This window comes from Paenibacillus hunanensis (genome assembly GCF_014645615.1).
GTDB lineage: Bacteria > Bacillota > Bacilli > Paenibacillales > Paenibacillaceae > Saccharibacillus > Saccharibacillus hunanensis.
This window is the reverse complement of record NZ_BMMB01000002.1, coordinates 371952-391217: the sequence shown is the minus strand read 5'-3', so window position 1 is coordinate 391217 and position 19266 is coordinate 371952. Positions and strand designations below refer to the sequence as shown.

16 protein-coding genes are annotated in these 19266 nt (G+C 46.3%); 9 read left to right on the top strand and 7 right to left on the bottom strand.

All coding sequences use genetic code 11. From position 1 onward, the window contains the following. The first annotated feature begins 409 nt into the window (after positions 1-409). Positions 410-1144, top strand: coding sequence for a hypothetical protein (locus IEX62_RS05125; RefSeq protein WP_188774337.1), 735 nt, complete (start codon positions 410-412; stop codon positions 1142-1144). Positions 1145-1659: 515 nt separating this feature from the next. Here the strand turns inward: IEX62_RS05125 and IEX62_RS05120 are convergent. Further along, positions 1660-2277 carry a hypothetical protein gene (locus tag IEX62_RS05120; RefSeq protein ID WP_188774336.1) on the bottom strand — a complete coding sequence of 206 codons (618 nt, stop codon included), beginning with the start codon at positions 2275-2277 and terminating at the stop codon, positions 1660-1662. 310 nt (positions 2278-2587) lie between these two features. After that, positions 2588-4405 (bottom strand): potassium transporter KimA, encoded by a 1818-nt coding sequence (gene kimA, locus IEX62_RS05115; RefSeq protein ID WP_188774335.1) that lies wholly within the window; start codon positions 4403-4405, stop codon positions 2588-2590. 467 nt (positions 4406-4872) lie between these two features. Here kimA and IEX62_RS05110 point away from each other — a divergent pair, with 467 nt between their 5' ends. From IEX62_RS05110 to IEX62_RS05100, 3 genes are all read left to right on the top strand, one after another. Further along, entirely contained in the window at positions 4873-5115 is a 243-nt protein-coding gene (locus tag IEX62_RS05110; protein WP_188774334.1) for a hypothetical protein, read from the top strand. Between the two features lie 150 nt (positions 5116-5265). Next, entirely contained in the window at positions 5266-6162 is an 897-nt protein-coding gene (locus IEX62_RS05105) for a stalk domain-containing protein (protein ID WP_188774333.1), read from the top strand. 576 nt (positions 6163-6738) lie between these two features. Next, the gene (locus IEX62_RS05100) at positions 6739-8151 is read left to right on the top strand and encodes an MATE family efflux transporter (protein WP_188774332.1); all 1413 of its coding nucleotides are present in this window, start codon (positions 6739-6741) and stop codon (positions 8149-8151) included. A 564-nt stretch (positions 8152-8715) separates the two neighbouring features. Here IEX62_RS05100 and IEX62_RS05095 read toward each other — a convergent pair. Both IEX62_RS05095 and IEX62_RS05090 read right to left on the bottom strand, forming a co-directional pair. Beyond that, positions 8716-9720 carry a hypothetical protein gene (locus IEX62_RS05095; protein ID WP_188774331.1) on the bottom strand — a complete coding sequence of 335 codons (1005 nt, stop codon included), beginning with the start codon at positions 9718-9720 and terminating at the stop codon, positions 8716-8718. Positions 9721-10063: 343 nt separating this feature from the next. After that, positions 10064-11011: a YxiH-YxzG fusion protein gene (locus IEX62_RS05090; protein ID WP_188774330.1), complete on the bottom strand. Its 948-nt coding sequence runs from the start codon at positions 11009-11011 to the stop codon at positions 10064-10066. 326 nt (positions 11012-11337) lie between these two features. Between IEX62_RS05090 and IEX62_RS05085 the strand changes: the two genes are divergently transcribed. The 3 genes from IEX62_RS05085 (at position 11338) to IEX62_RS05075 (ending at position 14115) form a co-directional block, all read left to right on the top strand. Beyond that, the gene (locus tag IEX62_RS05085) at positions 11338-11808 is read left to right on the top strand and encodes an ArsR/SmtB family transcription factor (protein WP_188774329.1); all 471 of its coding nucleotides are present in this window, start codon (positions 11338-11340) and stop codon (positions 11806-11808) included. 157 nt (positions 11809-11965) lie between these two features. Then, on the top strand, positions 11966-13261 hold the full coding sequence (locus IEX62_RS05080) for an MFS transporter (RefSeq protein WP_188774328.1): 1296 nt from the start codon (positions 11966-11968) through the stop codon (positions 13259-13261). Positions 13262-13557: 296 nt separating this feature from the next. Further along, on the top strand, positions 13558-14115 hold the full coding sequence (locus IEX62_RS05075) for a GNAT family N-acetyltransferase (RefSeq protein ID WP_188774327.1): 558 nt from the start codon (positions 13558-13560) through the stop codon (positions 14113-14115). 1929 nt (positions 14116-16044) lie between these two features. Here the strand turns inward: IEX62_RS05075 and IEX62_RS05070 are convergent. Continuing rightward, a complete protein-coding gene (locus IEX62_RS05070; protein WP_188774326.1) occupies positions 16045-17040 on the bottom strand; it encodes a MerR family transcriptional regulator in 996 nt (331 codons plus the stop codon). 162 nt (positions 17041-17202) lie between these two features. Between IEX62_RS05070 and IEX62_RS05065 the strand changes: the two genes are divergently transcribed. Both IEX62_RS05065 and IEX62_RS05060 read left to right on the top strand, forming a co-directional pair. Beyond that, the gene (locus IEX62_RS05065; RefSeq protein ID WP_188774325.1) at positions 17203-17646 is read left to right on the top strand and encodes a copper amine oxidase N-terminal domain-containing protein; all 444 of its coding nucleotides are present in this window, start codon (positions 17203-17205) and stop codon (positions 17644-17646) included. Positions 17647-17718: 72 nt separating this feature from the next. After that, entirely contained in the window at positions 17719-18483 is a 765-nt protein-coding gene (locus IEX62_RS05060; RefSeq protein WP_188774324.1) for a pentapeptide repeat-containing protein, read from the top strand. Here IEX62_RS05060 and IEX62_RS24140 read toward each other — a convergent pair. Together IEX62_RS24140 and IEX62_RS05055 are read right to left on the bottom strand one after the other, a co-directional pair. Next, a complete protein-coding gene (locus tag IEX62_RS24140) occupies positions 18475-18540 on the bottom strand; it encodes a CVP-CTERM putative protein-anchoring domain-containing protein (RefSeq protein WP_506329715.1) in 66 nt (21 codons plus the stop codon). The genes IEX62_RS05060 and IEX62_RS24140 overlap by 9 nt on opposite strands. A gap of 82 nt (positions 18541-18622) precedes the next feature. Further along, positions 18623-19078: a DUF4385 domain-containing protein gene (locus IEX62_RS05055; RefSeq protein WP_188774323.1), complete on the bottom strand. Its 456-nt coding sequence runs from the start codon at positions 19076-19078 to the stop codon at positions 18623-18625. Positions 19079-19266 lie beyond the last annotated feature (188 nt).

Below are 19266 nucleotides of genomic sequence, written 5' to 3'. Positions count from 1 at the left end.
TACTACAGTGTAACTACCATGCGATAGAGGAGCAGGTGCGAGCCGGGTCTATTTACTAGGCTTCAAGTGTATCCACCTGCTCCTTTACGCATACGATCCATGTAAGGGTTCGAGACCGAGACGTGCGAAATTTCGAGTTGCCGATAAGAGATGCCAGTAGCAAAGGCGACTCGTAAAGGGACTGTTAAAGTGACTCGTAGAAATAACTAGTAAAAGTAACTAGCCAAAGCGGGTAACACTAGTTGATAGCAAAAGCGAACAAAAGCCAAAAGCAAAACCGTATAGATGAAATCTCATCGCAAAACAATCCCATACATCAATCCACCAGCAGGAAATTATCCCCTCCATTCCGAATTAGGTAAGTAGCTAAATCAAATCCGCTATTACCAAAAACGGAGGGATCTACATCGTGATATTCAACAAAGGCAATCACAACCATCAAATTCATAAAAACCACAACACAGCTACTTCCAGTACATCGAACAACTATAGCGATACCTCGGATCACGCCATCAACGAATCGCTATCACCTTTACATCAGCAATCCACCTCATCATTCCATCAGTCAGCGAGTAAGCCTATACGTGCATTATTGCTCAGTCTCGGCGTATTGCTTGCCAGTACAGGTGGACTGGTGTTCGCCAGCTCCTATGCCATCGCAGCTGGAGTGTCATCACACTCATCAACACAGTCAGCGCTCCAAACCGTCAATGCCGCAGCGAATTCCACCCCATCCAGCACATCCAATACGGCACTCGCTGATCCAACCGTGAATACTGTCATTCAAACGCAGACACAGGTATATGAAGGCAAGCACTTCCGTTTCTACTATCCACCAGCATGGAAGACAGGCATCAAAGTCGAAGTCTACCATCCACCCGGCATGGATACGTCTGAAGTTGTTGATTTTACCTATAATGGCAATTCCCTGCTTAACTTAATGGCAGTTCCACGCGCCGAATGGAATGCTCAGCTTCCTGATGAAGTTCCCTATGGCTACCGCATTGCTGCGAATGGCAACTACATCTACGCAATCAATCTTCCACAGGATAGCGTCTATGACCCGACAAGCAAGGAATACCCAGCGTTCCATAAAAGAGTGCTTACGACGGAGCAAGTCCAGCTGATGTTCCAGGGCAAGTAGAGCTTAAAATGGAGTAGATTCTAAAATAAAGAAGATTCTAAAATGAAGACTAAGATCGCTGACCGCCCGAATATCAATGATCACCATGTACATCGAACATTAATAATAACGGCACCACAGCACCAACAGGTACAGAAAAAGTACAGAACCATTACAGAAATTTATCCAATTACTATATCGATGATCATTCAAATCGTAGCTCTAATAAATAGTAGTTCTAATGAATACTACGTAACTACTCACGCTAGAGTCTAAGTCTAGTCCCGCCACCGGATAGCCATCACCTTCAAAAGTCCATACAAAAAAGGCAGGATAGAAAGCCATAGTAGCTTCCTATCCTGCCTGATGTTTTATAACCGAATACACAGACAATACCAACCTGCACAAGCGCAATAGATAACCCATTACGCCATGTACATCACGTTATACGTAACGAAGCCTCAATGGAGCCCAGCCGAATCCAGCTGATGAAGTCTAATCCAATTCAACGCCATCACCATACTGATTCGACCTGTTTACTGGTTCACCGCATAAATTCCCGGCTTCCCACCCACAACGCCGATCCATAGCTCACCGTTTCCAACCATCACACCACGATAGTTGATAAATACATCATTCACATTTTGATTCGCCAGTGCATTACGCACCTTTGACGTCATGATCGAGTTATATTCTTTTAAAAATTGCTTTTCGTTCAAAATGCTACGTCGTTTACCATCCGCTTGATTGACTGCCAGCGGATACGATACACGCTTGGCAACTGCATCGCGATTGCCATTAGCTACCGCTCGCTTGAGATTGGTGAAATACCCGGTAAACTGCTTGGCAGAGTCGAAGCCAGCTACGTTCACCAGACGATTATTCAGATTCGCCTGAGTGGATGAGCTAGAGGAGCTGCTACCGTTGTTGCTATTAGAGCTTGAGCTACTGCTGGAGCTTGATCCTGAATTCGAGCTGCTAGAGCTGGAAGAGACCGATGGAGTCGATGGTGTGCTTGGCATTTGAGGAGCAGATGGTGTTGCCACGGTCGCTTCCTTCACAGCCGGCACCGTCAGATCGTTGGCCGCATAGGCTGGTGTCGCTAATGCCATAGCCATCACTGCAATAAGTGGAATCGCGCGCTTGTTCGTCATGATTCATCCTCCTATGTTTGGATATTATCGTGTCTAGCAGGTAGCACTACAAACGCGAGGTGCAATGAGAAAAGGATGTGGCGTAGCTCAAACGCCAGTCCTTTGCTACTGCATCCTCTTGTATACATGCCTTTACTCGTTTGTACCCGATTTGGAGTGTTATTGATCAATAACTTCCAGACTGTAGACGTTAATCGGCATCATCGCAACGCCGTATGATGTATGTATTATCTAATATTTCCCAGTCGCAAAGCAAGTGAAAAAGCCTGCTGCAAGCAGGATCGCTGGCAACAGGCTGTAAAAGAATTCGTTAGTTTTTCAAATGGAACGGTACGGTCGCTACAACAACATCCTTGTAGTTGATCAGATACGCACGCATGAGCAGGCTGGTCTGGTTATGCAATATACTTTCCCACCAGTGCTTGGTGACGAACTGTGGAATCAGGATTGTAATATGATCGGTCTCTCCGTTTTTCCATTCGACTGTATCGATGAATCGACGCAGTGGGCCGAGGATACTACGGTAACGCGAGCGTAGAATGATCAGACGAACGCCTGGATTCCATTGCTCCCACTTTTTCTCCATTTTCTCAATCGCTTCTTCGTCAAAGCCAACATACACCGCCACGACATTCGGTGATAGCGTCTGTGCATAGCTGATCGTGTTCATCACGACCCGCGTAATTCCAGCTACCGGAATGATAATCGTATTGCCCTTCGGCTGTGGCTTATCCTGATCCAGATCGATGCGCAGCTGTTCTGCTGTATTTTGATAGTGCACATAGATTTTGTGGAACAGGTACACGACGATAGGCAGGAAGATGAAGATGATCCAGATTTGCGAGAACTTGGTGAAAATAAAGATCAGCGTAATCGACAGTGTGGTCAGCATCCCGATCGTATTGATCAGCAGCTTGATTCCCCAGTTGGCTGGACGAAGCTTGATCCAGCGAATCATCATCCCCAGCTGGGACAGTGTGAACGGAATGAATACACCGACCGCATACAGCGGAATCAGATTGTCCGTCTCCCCGTGGAACACGATGACCAGTAATGCGGAAGCCAGACTCAGGAAGATAATCCCGTTCGAGAAGCCCAGACGATCACCACGTACCATGAACATATGCGGCATGTATTTATCCTTTGCCAGCATGAACGACAACAGTGGAAACGCAGAGTACGCCGTATTGGCAGCAAGGAACAGAATCAGTGCCGTTACACCTTGAATAATAAAATAGATCACGCCACTGCCAAAGGTCATCCGAGCAATCTGTGAAATGATCGTCTCGGTTGGACGTGGGCTTACACCGTACCAGTAAGCAAGCAGTGTAATCCCGATAAACATACTACCCAGAATGATCCCCATCATGAGCAGTGTGGCAGCTGCATTACGCTCAGCAGGCTGGCGGAAGTTCGGAATCGCATTCGATACTGCTTCAACCCCTGTCAGCGCCGAACAACCGGAGCTGAACGCCTTGAGTAGTAAGAACAGACTGACATTGGACACGGTAGCGCCAAATTCCGGAGCCGCCGCTTCAATGCCGCCCGTCATGTATTTGATGACACCGCTAATAATCAGGAAGAAAATCGCTACGACAAACAGATAGATCGGAATAGCGAGCACGGATGCAGATTCGGTCACCCCGCGCAGGTTCATAATCGTTAAAAATACAATCATAATCAATGCAATCAATACCCGATGATCATGCAATACAGGAAACGCCGATGTGATCGCGTCTGTACCTGCGGACGAACTAACAGCTACCGTTAGCACATAGTCGACCAGCAATGAACCACCGGCAATCAGACTCGGAATCTGCCCAAGATTATCCTTGGCGACAATATAGGCACCGCCACCGGTCGGATAAGCAAAGATCGTCTGACGATACGAGATAACTAGAATAACCAGCAATCCCAGTACAGCCAGCGAGATGGGAACGGAATACCATAGTGCAGCAAAACCGGCTACCATCAATACAATTAAAATCTGTTCGGTTCCGTACGCAACCGAAGATAGCGCATCGGAAGACAAAATGGCGAGTGCTTTCAGTTTGCCTAGCTTTTCCGCTTCGAGTTCTGCGGATTTCATCGGTCTTCCGATCAAGATACGCTTTAACTTGCCTAGCATCTTTTTGTACCCCTTCGTTGTGTAAATTTGATAATTGATGTTACAAATAACATAATGATTATACGTGTACAAAGCCATCATGGATACATATAAAATGCGTTACGATTTATATACACCCTTTTTCTTGTATCAACGCAATCTGTTCAGTTTCTCCATAGTATGCAGACATTAAAACAGACCGCACAGCAGAAAGCAACATCATACCGGCTTGCAGGATGGAAGCATATGCACATATCCTTACTTACCGGCTGTGCAGCTTGCATGGCGGCTAGACTGAACAGGCGTATTTCATTATACTCCTCACGCGCAAAAAGTCATGCTAAATTTTGTGGAAATTTGTTAAAATGACACGATAGGCGATTCTTTAGCGAATATAGCTTGGTAGAACTGCTCGCAAGACAGAAGCCGACAGACTTTTGCGGCTATATGGCATGAAGAAGAATAGCCGAAGACAGGAGAGAATGAATATGAAGAAAATCATGCTCCGGGTATTGCTGGTAGCGACACTGCTGATTCTAGCTGCGATCGTGACCTGCTTTTATCTGGGGTACTTTATGCAGGCGTATTTCCTTATCTTTATCATTCTGGCAGTGTTATTTGCGATGGGGCAGGTAGCGAATCTGAACAACAATGTATGGCTGCATCGGAATAGCTATGAACGCCGTATGCACGAAGAAGCCGAGCGTTACCGTCATGAACGCGAAGATTAAGCAAGCTAAGATCATAATCTAAAATATTACATTTGTACTATATAATGAGACGTGCTCCTTTCGCCGATATTAATAACAAAATGAATTGCCGGGTACACACTCTTATCCCTGCGCTAACGGCAAATCATCTGGCGAACAGGAGGACCACATATGAAAAAGACAAAATGGCTGTTTCCCATGATGCTAGCAGGTATGATGCTCGCTGGCTCCACTGGCGTATATGCTGGTGTAAAGCTGGAGAAGATCGAGGCTTTCAAAAATCATGGCATTAGTATCGAATTAAATGGACAAACCTATACACCCGTTAATGTAGACGGGCAGCCGCTCACACCTATTACGTATCAGGGTAGTACGTATTTGCCGATTCGTGCGATTGGGGAAACGATGAATACATCGGTGCTGTATGATGCGGTGAACAATAAGGTGCTGATCGGTAAGTCTGGTGCTGCCGCTTCACCTGCTGCAACCGCCACAACTCAGGATACAACGAATAAAAATGCAGCGGCCAATACAGCCGTAGCCCCTTCAACAGCAACCGGCACAAGCAGCAACGCCAGCTCTGCGGCTACGAAGGATGCCACAACGACAACCGCTCCAGCCGCGACAAACCCGAATACAAGTGATGCAGCACAGGGGCAGAGCGCTCCTATCACACCAACTCCGGGACCGATCGACACCTTAACCGAGCCTGCTCCGCCAGTGTACAACGTATCGATGACGACAGGGATTATTCAGAGCTCGTACCTGTCAGCGGACTTTCCATTTCCAGCAGATGCCGAGCGTGTAAGTCTGGTTGAGCAGGTCGCAGGTGGTAAGAAGCAGCTCTCACTCGTGTACCGTACGCAAGCCGATCTACAGACGGTCGGAAATGCCTATGTTGATTACTACACTGGCTACAATATGGAATTTGGCGCCAAGCGTGTCGCTAGCTCGGGCATTAGCATCGTCGGAATCGTGAATGATGCGTTCGGTGTATCGATTCAGGGGAACCCCATGTCACTGCGTCCAGGCTATAATAGCGTATCGGTGATTCTGGCTGAGCAATAAGGCATAGGTCAATCAATTTATGAAAATAGGTTCTTAGCTGAAGACCATTGTAAGCGATTAAGCGAGCAATGATTTTCAAAATCACGAGACTTTTTTCACAATGATTTTCAAATTGAAATATTATGGAAAATGTAAGTAGTTATGATATCCTGTAAGTCCATCGGGTGTAGAAATGATGACTGGTGTATATTACCATTTTATCGCCTGAATCCTTGATATAAAAGGCATTCCGCTCTTCACGACATCGAAGAGCGGAATGCCTTTTTTGCTATGTTGTTTGCTTGTGTAAACGTGTGGGAAACCCATATTTCGTACCGCATTCTTTCTGCAAAAGCAGCATAATACCCGTCTGTAAAACGTTTGAATCGGAAAATTTGAAATTCTTTCAGAAATTTTCAGTTTAGGTAGTGCAATTGGAAAATGGATGTGCTAAGATACGTAGAGTTTTAAGAGATGCCCGTCGGAAATGCCATGTGACCTTCACGCAAATGAATGATTTGCCTGGAGGTTTTTTGCAGCCAAGACTGCCATAACGGATTGTAGTAAAAAAGAAACAAACAAAAGGAAGGTGACATCATGAGCGCTATGAACCCTGCACAAGGTAAAGCCCCTGTTGAAACACAATTTAATCTATTTAAATTAACCTGGCCGATTTTCCTCGAAGTATTCCTGTTTATGTTAATGGGAATCGTCGATACCCTGATGCTGAGTGACGTGTCTGACAACGCGGTTGCGGCGGTTGGTACATCCAACCAGGTTATTTCCATCGCTATACTGATTCTGGAGGTAATCGGCAACGGGGCGGCAATCGTTGTAGCCCAATATATTGGCTCACGCAAGCTGCTGGAGGCAAGCCGGATTACGGCACTGGCGATTACGCTGAACCTATCTGTGGGTGTGCTCCTGAGTGGAACCTTCCTGCTGTTTGGTGGACATATTATGGAAGCTATGCACTTGCAAGGCGATATTCTAGCACTGGCAGAGAGCTATATCGCGATCGTCGGTGGTGCGATTTTCTTACAGGCACTGATTAATATTTTAGCTGCTGTTATTCGTACGTATGGTTTTACGAAAGAAACGATGTTTGTATCGGTATTTATGAACGTACTGCATATCGGTCTAAACTATCTGCTCATCTTCGGTCACTGGGGCTTGCCTCAAATGGGCGTACAGGGTGCAGCGATCTCGACGATCATCAGCCGCCTTGTATGTATGCTGATCTTCTTCTGGCTCATGTATCGTGTAATGGAAGTACGGATCATGGTTGCCGATTACTTCAGAATGTCCAAAGAGTATATTATGAAAATTCTGAAAATCGGTGTTCCATCTGCTGTTGAGCAAATTACGTATCAGCTGTGTCAGCTCGTATTCGTCTTTTACGTTACCTATCTGGGTAGCGAAGCGATGGCTTCCCGCCAGTATGCGAACAATATCTCGACCTTTATCTATCTGTTCAGTATCGCAATTGGTATGGGAACAGCGATCATCGTCGGTCGCCTCGTTGGTGCAAAGCGCAAGGAAGAAGCGTACCACCGCGTATGGAAAAGTGTAAAATGGGCGATGGCAGCAACGCTGGTCATGGACGTGATCATCATCCTGCTGCGCGAGCCACTGATCGGCATGTTCACAAGCAATCCAGAAATTATCCGCATGGCTTCACAGGTGATCCTGCTGAGCTTCCTGCTGGAAACGGGACGAACCTGTAATATTGTAATTATCAACTCGCTCCGTGCCTCGGGTGATGCCAAATTCCCGGTCTATATGGGCTTGATCTCAATGGTGTGCATGAGCTTGCCGCTCGGCTACCTGTTCGTTTTCAAAATGAATCTGGGTCTAGCTGGCATCTGGCTGGCGATTGCCGCCGATGAATGGACACGCGCCGTGATCATGTACTTCCGCTGGAAAAGCAGAGCATGGGAAAAACACGCACTTGTCCAGCACGATGAGCCTGAACCAGCTGAACAGCTGCCTGTTGCGGCTCCGGTATGATCGTAAACTGAATATAAGCTAGATATGCAAAATCCCGTTCACTGTTGAGGTGAGCGGGATTTTTTATGTTGGCGTGTTGGCGTTTTGCAGCAACCACTCCAGGTAGAGAAGATACCAACGACCTCCGGTTAAGCCGGGATACTTTGATTGTAATAAAGCAGGCGTATCCCGGCTTAAAGGTCGGTCTTTTGGTATTGTTCTCTACCTTCCGTTCTGTGCGTATGGATTTGTACGAACGTAGATATGTAAACCTTTAAATCTTAAATCAGTTGAGTATATCATTTGTTTGTCCTTGTCCTTGAACCCACTGCCAACTCCCATGCTACGATGCACTTTTATTCTTGTTGCAGAATGCACGGAACGGAGGGAAGGAAATAAGGGGAAAGGACGACTTATAGTGTTAGCGATTTTCTAACACGGGGTTCGATGAAAAAGTGATTTTTGCGAAGCAAAATATCTTACCGCTTTGGAGGAGCGGGAATCTACATGTAATTCCTAATCCAGTAGATTCCCGCGGCTCCACCCGAGTCCGTCCCCTTATTCCTTCCCGGAGTGGATATCCATTCAAAGCCGAATAACACGACGATAGTGCATATTTCCAATACGATCGGTCCAATCCAGCTCATCTTGATACGCCGAGCGGTAATAAATGCCGACCGGGAGATAGCCGAGTAGCATGCCACCACCACCGCATAGCGACATACCGCCATCGCCGCCTTTGTCGATAGTCTGTCCGTCAGGTGATAACGTAAGCTCGACCTGGTAAGGATCGCCGAGGAAGTACAGACCGAAGCCATTAGCTAGCTCTAGATCGTATGGACGTTCGATGTCAGGTGAAGAAGTAGCTGCTTGATCCTTTTCAAAATAGCGAAGCTTCAGCGTGTAGTCCCATTGATTGCCCCATGGGAACATCGTGCGGGTGCCACCGCCATTTAGATACTCCCATTCATCCTCTGTGGGCACCTGAAAGGGTGAATCCAGTTCGATCTCTGCCCATTCGGCTGCATCCTCCGTCGTATAAAATAACCAGACGCGGATATTATCGCCATCACGCTCAAGTCGATAGGATTGATCCAGCTCGTAAGAATTATACGGAGCTTGCTTGAAAATTTCGATTTGTTCGAAGATGTCCTGATCTTCTTCGGGATCCAGATCGTCCAGCGATGTTTCTTCCCAGCTTACAGAATGCACCTTACGCTCGGCGAGTAACGGGCGAATGATAGCTTCACGTACTGGAGAGAGCTGGTTATTCATTAACGAATCTGCACTTTCTGGGGGGAGTCCAATATCAGTGAGTATAGACCGGAGCTCTGTCCAGGTTGCTTCATCCTCTGCATCTGGCCATTGCTGGAGTCCGAGTGTTACCGTATCACCCGGCACAAATACAAATTCACTGCCCTTATATGTAAATACACCGGTCTCTGTTGTCGCTCCATATCGGCTGAAGGTTTCCATTCGATCCAGCTCGAAGCCTTCGGGTAGCTGAGGCTTCAATTGCTCCAGCAAACTTCGGCGTTGCTGCTGATCCAGCGTATTCCAAACAGGGCGATTATACTGCTCATTACTCATGGTTTTAAGCTCCTTTTCTATTGGAGGTAGATGGTGCTCAGCGGATGATGAGGGGTGAAATGGCTAGCGGGTATGAATATGGATGGTTCGTTGGCAGCTGGAGGATCAGGATATTCCTTTTCAAGCAGATGCTACATCCCTCATCCAGCCTATTGTAGCTGTATTGTATTACGTAAAGCAACCATTCTGGCAGAAGGCTAGCAGGAGCATACGAATTGTTCTAGTAGGATAAAGAACCGTGTTAGCGGATGTGACTACATGATATGACCGGATCATCAGGCAGGACTTGCTTTATCGATCTACGAGACTTCTACAAGCCCTGGACACATAGGTACAATGTGGTTTATTTCAGCGCTGCTTGAACCTCTTCTAGCGTTACCGCATATAATGCCTGCTCGGTGCATAGTAGAAGACGATCCTTTCTGCAATCCTGTCGTACATACTGAAGCGAGCTATGCTCTTCGTTTACGAACTCGATCACTCTGCCTGCACTCAGCTGTCCAGGTGTATCCAGTGTTTTAAATTGAAAGGATGTTCCATGCTTATCATAGCCCGCCTCGAATAAGAAATGTTCACCGTCTGTACAGAAGCCACTGGAGCCAGATACACCCGGATGGATGAAGGCTACCTGTGATGATTCAGTATGCACGCCATTCGTAATATGTCCAAGCTGAAAATCAGAATAATAATAAAACCATATCTCCTGCTCGTTGACGACATTAAGCGCATAGCAGTCATCGATCAGGGCAGCCGTGTTTTTATAGCGAATATTCCCCTCCGCATCCCAGGCGATCAAGCCGCTGGCACCAATCGGATCAGACCAGCCATAATTCCCATATACCCCCTCATCAAAATAACTGACCCAGATCGTTCCTTTTCGGCTCACCTGTACATTCTGGATACCATCTCCCAGCAGAAAATCACGAATCGCCATACCCTCGCGACTCCACACACGGGCATTACGATCATATTGTTCTCGTCCATGATATGCAGCTCGCGCACCGACCAGTAGCAGATCATCATGCAGCGGCTGTACATAATGATAAAAGTATTGCTGCTCTGGAATGACAATCTCCTCAATATAATCCTCCGATGCCACCAGCACTTTATACGTATATTGTTGTTCAAGCGCCGTTTGGACGAACATGCCTTGTTTTCGTGCAGGCACTTTGTTCATAAGCAACACATACGCCAGACCATCATGTCCCCATTGCGCAGAGACGATAGTAAAGCCCTCCGTATAGCCAGATAGATCGGCAACTGGTGGTAACACTATTTTCACATCAGACATCACGGAATCCTCCTTCGTAGTCGATCAACGATGATCTTCGCTAGTTATACGGTGATTATAGCAGGCGTATACAGGCGAGAACATGGCGCAAGTATAGCGAACATAGCACGAGAATAAGGGATGGATGTACAAAATAAGTACGCTGATGGGTGACTAATTTCTACGCATTAAGTAGAAGCGCAATTTCAGGCATAGAAATATACAATATTCATTTGAAAAAACTTCCAAAAAACCGTTGACAATCCCATCCCCGGCATCATACAATACAATCAAACAACACGGTCAAACAAAACTGACGGTTTTGAAAAAGTAGGAGTGAGTTGCAAATGAAAGATGTTCTGATTATTGATGAGTTAAACCAGCTTCGTGCCGTAAGTGATCCGTTTCGTGTTCAGCTGCTGTATCATCTGGGCAGAGAGCCTATGACCGGACAACAGCTTGCCGAAAAGATGGATCTATCCCGTTCCAAAATCCATTATCATCTACAGGAGCTGGAGAAGAACGGAATTATCGAAGTCGTCCGCCGGGAAGAGAAAAATGGGATTTTGCAAAAGTTCTATAGCCCGATCGCCAAGGCGATCATTCCAAGTGAAGATTTACTAAGCTTTAGCGGTGCACCGCAGCTAACGAAAAAGGACTATCATTTCGAAGGCAATGCCGAATCGCTCCAGCGTTTTCTGGAAGGCATCGATCGTCTCTACGAGGAGCTGAATGGACAGGGTGCCGATGGTGACAAGGCAAGCTACGAAGTGAAGATTCAGTGGGCAGAGCGTAGCACGGTAAAAGCGGCAGATTAACAGGCGAAGGATACAGGCAGCTTACTATAGGCTGGCGTATCGATTTCCTTCGCTGGATAGGAACCTATTACTTGTAAAAAGGGTAGGTTTTTATTTTACCGAAACGGTCAAAAAAATATGACCGAATAATTAAAAGAACACGAAAGGAGAAAGTCACATGAGTTCAATATTACGTAACTGGAATTTCACACTGCTGTTAAGTGGACGTTTTCTAGCGAATATGGGTGATAGCTTCTACGCCATTGCCGCAATGTGGATGGTCTATCAGCTGGGAGGCTCGACGCTATACACGGGACTGGCGTTATTCTTAACTTCACTCCCAGCGCTGGCTCAGATTGTAATGGGGCCGCTGATCGATCGCTTCCCAGCTAAACGGCTCATGATCTTCACGCAGATTACGCAGTCTGTACTGCTACTGATCATTCCAACATTATATGCGTACGGGATGCTGACGATCACCATCGTGCTGGTGCTGATGCCAATCATCTCACTGCTCAATCAATTCATCTATCCGACGCAGCTAAGCTTGCTGCCGAAGGTACTACCGAAGGAGCAGCTGACACGAGGCAATTCATTATTCGCCATCGCGTATCAAGGAAGTGACGCAGCATTTAATTCACTGGCAGGGATTGTAATCGCCATGGTTGGCGCAGTATCGGTCTTCTATCTGAACAGTATGACCTTCGTACTCACGGCGCTGTTGTTCACCTTGCTACGGTTGCCACAAGCAAAGCAGGAGCAAGATGCTGCCAGAGCACAAGCGACAGAGGCGACACCGGAGCAGGTTAAGCGCCCAACCTTAAAAAGTGTCATTCGTCAGTATAACAGCGATCTACGCGAGGGATTGGATGTACTGAAAAAACCAATCTTCACACGGATGCTGCTCGGTATCATCTTCGTCAATCTGGCAGGAATCTCGATCTATGCTGTACTACCCGCCTTTGCAGAGAGCTGGGGTGGCGCGCAATATTACGGATTCTTCATGGCTGCTGCGGGTGTAGGCATTATCACTGGCTCGTATGCCGCTTCGTTACTCAAGCTTCACCGCTTCAAAATGGGCTTACTCTACTGCCTGCTCATCTTCATCTGCGGCGTATGCTGGATGCTGACCGGTGTGGTGCCTGCCGCATGGATGGCGATTGCACTGTTCGCCATCGGCTGGATTCCAGCAGGCATGATCAACGTGTTATCGCAGGTCATGATTCAGTCGGTCGTTCCACCGCAATTAATCGGTCGTGTGATGGCAGCTGTACTCGGATTATCCGCAGCAATTGCCCCGGTTGGAGCGATTCTAGGTGGTGCGCTTGGAGCGTGGGCAGGAAATGGTGTACTCATCATCTCCTGTGGCGTGATCGTCATTGTGAATTCCGCTTACTGGCTGCTGAATAAGCATACTCGGGCAATGCCACCAGCGAAGGATATGACCCCTGCTGTACTGGGCATGGCCGAGTAAAAGGCGAACGAGCCTTTTCCAGGTATAGCAAGCAGGTAGAAGTCACGCAGACTATATTCGCAGTAGTCCGCTACGCATCACGTCAAACCTGTTGTATCTAGCATATCCAGCAAGTACACATCCTCAGTTATTTTGCAGCGCCCCAGGTCATGGCATCCTTGAATCTGCACCCTGAACATGCCGCAGCGTCTGCTGTCATACAGCTTGAAGAGATTAAATATAAGCTCTACACGAAATAAGCTAGGCAGTATTGCGGAATGTATCGATCAATCTAATACAAAGATGGAGGGGTTCAAATGTTGATGAATGCAGAGCAAGGAATCGTGTTGGTGGGCGTAGAGGAAGCGGATAAAGCGTTTTTGTTACAGCTGTACAATAGTCCGACGGTGATTATGAATGCACTGGAGCCGTCAGAGTATCCGATCTCGGCTGGTAGTATCGACAAAACGGTCGGCTTCTTCCAATCCGGCGATAACAAGATGTTCATCGTCAAAGTGAATGGCGAGCGTGCCGGTATGGCCATGCTGTACGAAACCTCGTATATTCATCAACGCTGCAAATATGGTCTCGTGCTGACGCCGGACTATGTAGGCAAAAAGGTAGGCACCTACGTTACCGAGCTGATCCTGCAATACTGCTTCAATTACCTGAATCTACGGAAAATCTCCGGTGAAGTGCATCTACATAACGAAGGCGCACTCAAGCTGATCCACGCATTTGGCTTTGAGCAGGAAGGCATTTTACGAGATCATGTGTACCGCGAAGGCGAACATCGGGATATGTACATGTACAGCATTTTAAAATCAGCCGTCGTGTATCCATCTCAGATGAAGCCATATGCAGTGGCTCGCTAAGGGCTGACGCTAGCGCGGAGGTCAGGTGAGTAAGATTCCTTTGGGGAGGTGAGTAGGATGCAAACACGTGGTGTGATCATTATCGTGACGAAGTAATGTGTCTAAGCAGTTGGTTCAGTTATCAAGTTAAGGGAGGGCATATCCATGAACAACGAGCGTAGCGTGATCATCATCGTAACGAAGTAATTCGTCGGGGCAGTTGGTTCATTTATGGAGTGAAAGGAGGGCATATTCATGAACAACGAGCGTAACGTGATCATTATCGTAACGAAGTAATGTGTCGAAGCAGTTGGTTCAGTTATCAAGTTAAGGGAGGGCATATCCATGAATAACGAGCGTAGCGTGATCATCATCGTAACGAAGTAATGTGTCGAAGCAGTTGGTTCAGTTATCAAGCGAAGGGAGGACACATCCATGAACAACGAACGTAACGTGATCATTATCGTAACGAAGTAATTCGTCGGGGCAGTTGGTTCATTTATGGAGTGAAAGGAGGACATATCCATGAACAACGAACGTAACGTGATCATCATCGTAACGAAGTAATGTGTCGAAGCAGTTGGTTCAGTCATCAAGCGAAGGGAGGACACATCCATGAACAACGAACGTAACGTGATCATCATCGTAACGAAGTAATTCGTCGGGGCAGTTGGTTCATTTATGGAGTGAAAGGAGGGCATATTCATGAACAACGAGCGTAACGTGATCATTATCGTAACGAAGTAATTCGCTGGAGCAGTTGGTTCAGTTATCAAGCGAAGGGAGGACACATCCATGAACAACAAGCGTAACGTGATCATCATCGTAACGAAGTAATTCGTCGGAGTAGTTGGTTCATTTATCAAGTGAAGGGAGGGCATATCCATGAACAACGAGCGTAGCGTGATCATTATCGTAACGAAGTAATTTGTTGGAGTCGGGTTCATTGATCAAGTGAAGGGAGGACATATCCAAGAACAACGAGCGTAACGTGATCATCATCGTAACGAAGTAATTTGTTGGAGCAGTTGGTTCAGTTATCGAATGAAAGGAGGACATATCCATGAACAACGAGCGTAACGTGATCATTATCGTAACGAAGTAATTCGTCGGAGCAGTTGGTTCATCTATCGAGTGAAAGGAGGACATATCCATGAACAACGAACGTAACGTGATCATTATCGTGACGAAGTAATTTGCCAGAGCAGTTGTTTCAGTTATCAATTGAAGGGAGGGCATATCCATGAACAATGAGCGTAGCGTGATCATCATCGTAACGAAGTAATGTGTCGAAGCAGTTGGTTCAGTTATCAAGCGAAGGGAGGACATATCCATGAACAACGAACGTAACGTGATCATCATCGTAACGAAGTAATTCACCCGCCACCCAGCCAGTGATCACATTCCCATCTTATACATACATGTTCCGAGAGGAGGGATCGATATGCATACAAGCTCCATCCTGAACGTCATTATCATTATCACACAAACAGCGTAATTCCCCATCACGCTCAACCGATTTTCACAACATAACTAACGACAAAGGAGGCGACAACATGCAAAAAGCACCTGTACGCGGCGTCATTATCATCGTAACGAAGTAACCCTTATTTCTCACCACTCACACCGTAAGCCAATATCCAATGAAAGGAGAACCCAACCATGACAAACGAGCGTAGCGTGATCATCATCATTAAGTAATCGTCCCTTTCTGAACCTATCCACACTATCCGCTTTTCAAAGGAGGCAATTCCATGTCCAAGCATCTGGATCGTGGTGTCATCATTATTATCAAATAAATGCCTTACCTTCATCCCCACCAAGGCTCCGCAATATCGCTTTCCTCAACATAATTAATACAACGATAAACATACTCATAGGCCGCTTTTTCGGATTTCTTCTCTGACATCACGATCAATCCGAAAAAGCGGTCTTTTTCTGCGCTCTAATCTATGACGATACGCGAATGGGCACCGCCAGCAGCGTGAACACACCCGTGTAAGGTGAGGTACGTTGTAGCATATAATCGTGCTGCTCCAGCCAATCCTGTAGTAGTCGGGCAAGTGTAGAATTTTCTGTGTTTTCTGGGATCGTATCGGTAATACATATCCGTCCATGTGGCTTCAATACGCGCTGTAGCTCTGCCAGGGCGAGCGGCAGCTCCTGCTCTGCCAGATAGCGAAAAGCAAAGCTGGACACAACAAAATCAAAGCTTCGATCATCATAAGGAATCGACAGCAGATTACCCATGCGTACATCCATGGCAGGGAATTTGCTCCGACATTGCTTGAGCATTTCGCGGGATTGATCAATACCTGCCATATTCGCCCCTTGCGCCAGCAATCGTCCTGCAAGATTCCCTGTTCCTGTACCCAGATCCAGCCCTCGCTCACCTTGAGCTGCGCGCACACTAGCAGCAGTATGAGTGAGTACCTCGTCATAGCCGGGATACGCCGTATGATCTGTATGTACATGCCGATCATGTTCTTCGGCTCGCTGATCAAAATTCCAGTGATCCCGCCAATTGTGTCGTAGCTCACGCAGCTGCCGTGCCTGCTGCGCTAACTCGAAAAACTCCTGCAACGGCAACTCCTGTTCCTTTTGTAGTAGCTCCAGCATTTGCGAGGTCGTCTCTGCCATCCGACGCATTTCCAGCCATTGTCCAGCCAGGAGCGCCTGTTGTAGCTCCAAATAATACCGCAACCGTTCACGATCTGTAACAGCATGGTGCGCAGACTCTGATTCCAATACCTCGCGAATATCCTTTACCGTCATACCCGCTTCCCGTAGTGCAATAATCGTCTGCAATCGCCACACATCCTCATCGTTAAACACACGATAGCGATTATTTTCGCGAATCACACCAGGCAACAACCCATTTTGCTCATAAAAGCGGATCGTACGCGTTGATATGCCCAGCTTGCGTGCAAGCTCGTTGATTTTCATCGTATCACCTACCTGTGAACATCTAAAATTTGTTTATCACGATATATCCTCGATACCTATAAAAGCTCTAATCTCAATATAGAGGATGTGGATTTGTAATGACAGCATTTGGCATAATATAGATAGCGCACGACATGAATAGAAGAAGATGAGGATCGTAAAATGAAAGATTGGGTATTGAAATTAATCATGCTGGCTCTAATCATTGTCACCGTTCATCCAGCGGTTACCTACGCGTCGGTTGAAAAGCCAGCGGTGTATTTTAATCAAGAAAAGCTAGATATTTTTGCTGGTGTAGGTTTAGCAGGTGTCACCTATGTACCGTTTCGACCTATTTTTCAAAAGTTCGATATGAATGTAAGCTGGGATGCTAACAGCAAATCGGTCATAGCTACCAATGCAAATACAACGATCGTACTGACTAATAATAGCAGCAATGCCATCGTTAATGGACGAATGGTTCCTCTGGTTGCTCCGCCGTTTATTGATCCGACCGAGCACACGTTTAATGTGAATTTGCGGTTTATTTCTGAGACGATGAAAGCCAGTGTACAATGGGTCAAAACAGGTGAAGATGCCAGTATATTTATTGTAACTAAAAGCTAACTCATCTATAGTTCATATGCTGCGGACAGCGTTATACGATCATAGCCATCCAGAAAGGAAGGGATTATACCCATGCGTAAGCTTGAATCCGGTAGGGTCGTCAACCAGGAATCCTTCCTAGATATCGTGCGGTACGAAAACGAATCTTTACATAATATGACGATTACGAACTCAAATATCGGTGCGCCGATCTTTTTTGGCTGTACGCTGCGAGAGATAACGTTCGATACCTGCGATTTGAGTAATGCGAGGTTGTTTGCCCATTGTATGATGGATACGTGTACGTTTATTCGCTGTGATCTGCGTGCAGTGGGGATCGGGCAGGAGGAAGCTGTGTTCGTGAATTGCGAATTTACCTCCTGTGATATGAGAGGGATGACGATGGAGAATGCGACATTCGTCAACTGTACATTTACCAAATGCAAGCTACAGGATCGGGTGTTACAAGCTTCTCGTATTGTGAATTGTACATTTGCTGGGAAGCTGGTCGATATTACATTTGAAGGGAACGGAAAGCAAGGACTACAGGCTAACTTTGCTAATTGTATGCTCGATGGGGTAGTGTTTCAGGGTTGTGATTTGTCGCTGGCAGTTCCACCTAAGCTGAAAAACCATATTTATGTAGACGATCTATCTCTACGGGTAAAAAAGGCATTAATACGGATACAGCAAAATGAAGATCCATCCAGCGACGATGGGAAAATACTGCTGCGTTATGTAAAAAAACTGGACAATAACCCGCAATATATATTTAATACTTCCTATATGCGGAAAGTATATGGAGATGCTTTTGCTGAGAAATTCGTTCAGTATTTAGAATTGCATGATCTAGTTTGATAGTAATTTGATAGTAAAAGGTACACATATATCGGCATCATTATATTCCCTATGTATAAACCAAAAACAACGATGATCATAAAATGTCTGCTGCTCATCAACTGTATATCATGAGGAGCAATACGAGCAAAAAAGAGCATCAGCCGCCATAGCGCTGCTGATGCTCTTTTTTCATGCGTATATAATCGGCATCCGTCTTCGCTTCATCCCATTTCACTTTGAAAATGCGTGCGGATTCTGCTTTGATCGGATCGCTAGTATAGGGCAAAATAGTGCCGTCCTCATCGTATTTACGTCCGCCCTTGTGGTTCGTATAGCGGCGTGCGCGCGTATAGCCCATTTGCAGGAATTTACGTGCCATATCCATACCGACAAAGTCGTTTTGCTCCTTGTATTCTAGAAACATCGCATAGATCTTCTCAGACGATTCCTTAGCGATATCGGGTGTTTTGAAGCGCCAGTGTGGAAGGATTTCGCCTTTGTACGGCTCTACCATGAGCACGCCTTGCTCACCCTTGCCTACACGATACAGCTCAGGATGCTCGCGCAGATCGAGATTGGGATAGTCGAGATCGTAGTCGAATTTGTCAGGCATTGTGGTCACCTCGATTGGTCTGTTTCCTGTCATTTACCCGTTTAGAGGGAGAAGTATTCGTTTACAGGAAAGGACTGTGTGGCACAATGAGGTGTAGAAGTAGAAGTAGAAGTAGAAGTAGAAGTAGAAGTAGAAGTAGAAGTAGAAGTAGAAGTAGAAGTAGAAGTAGAAGTAGAAGTAGAAGTAGA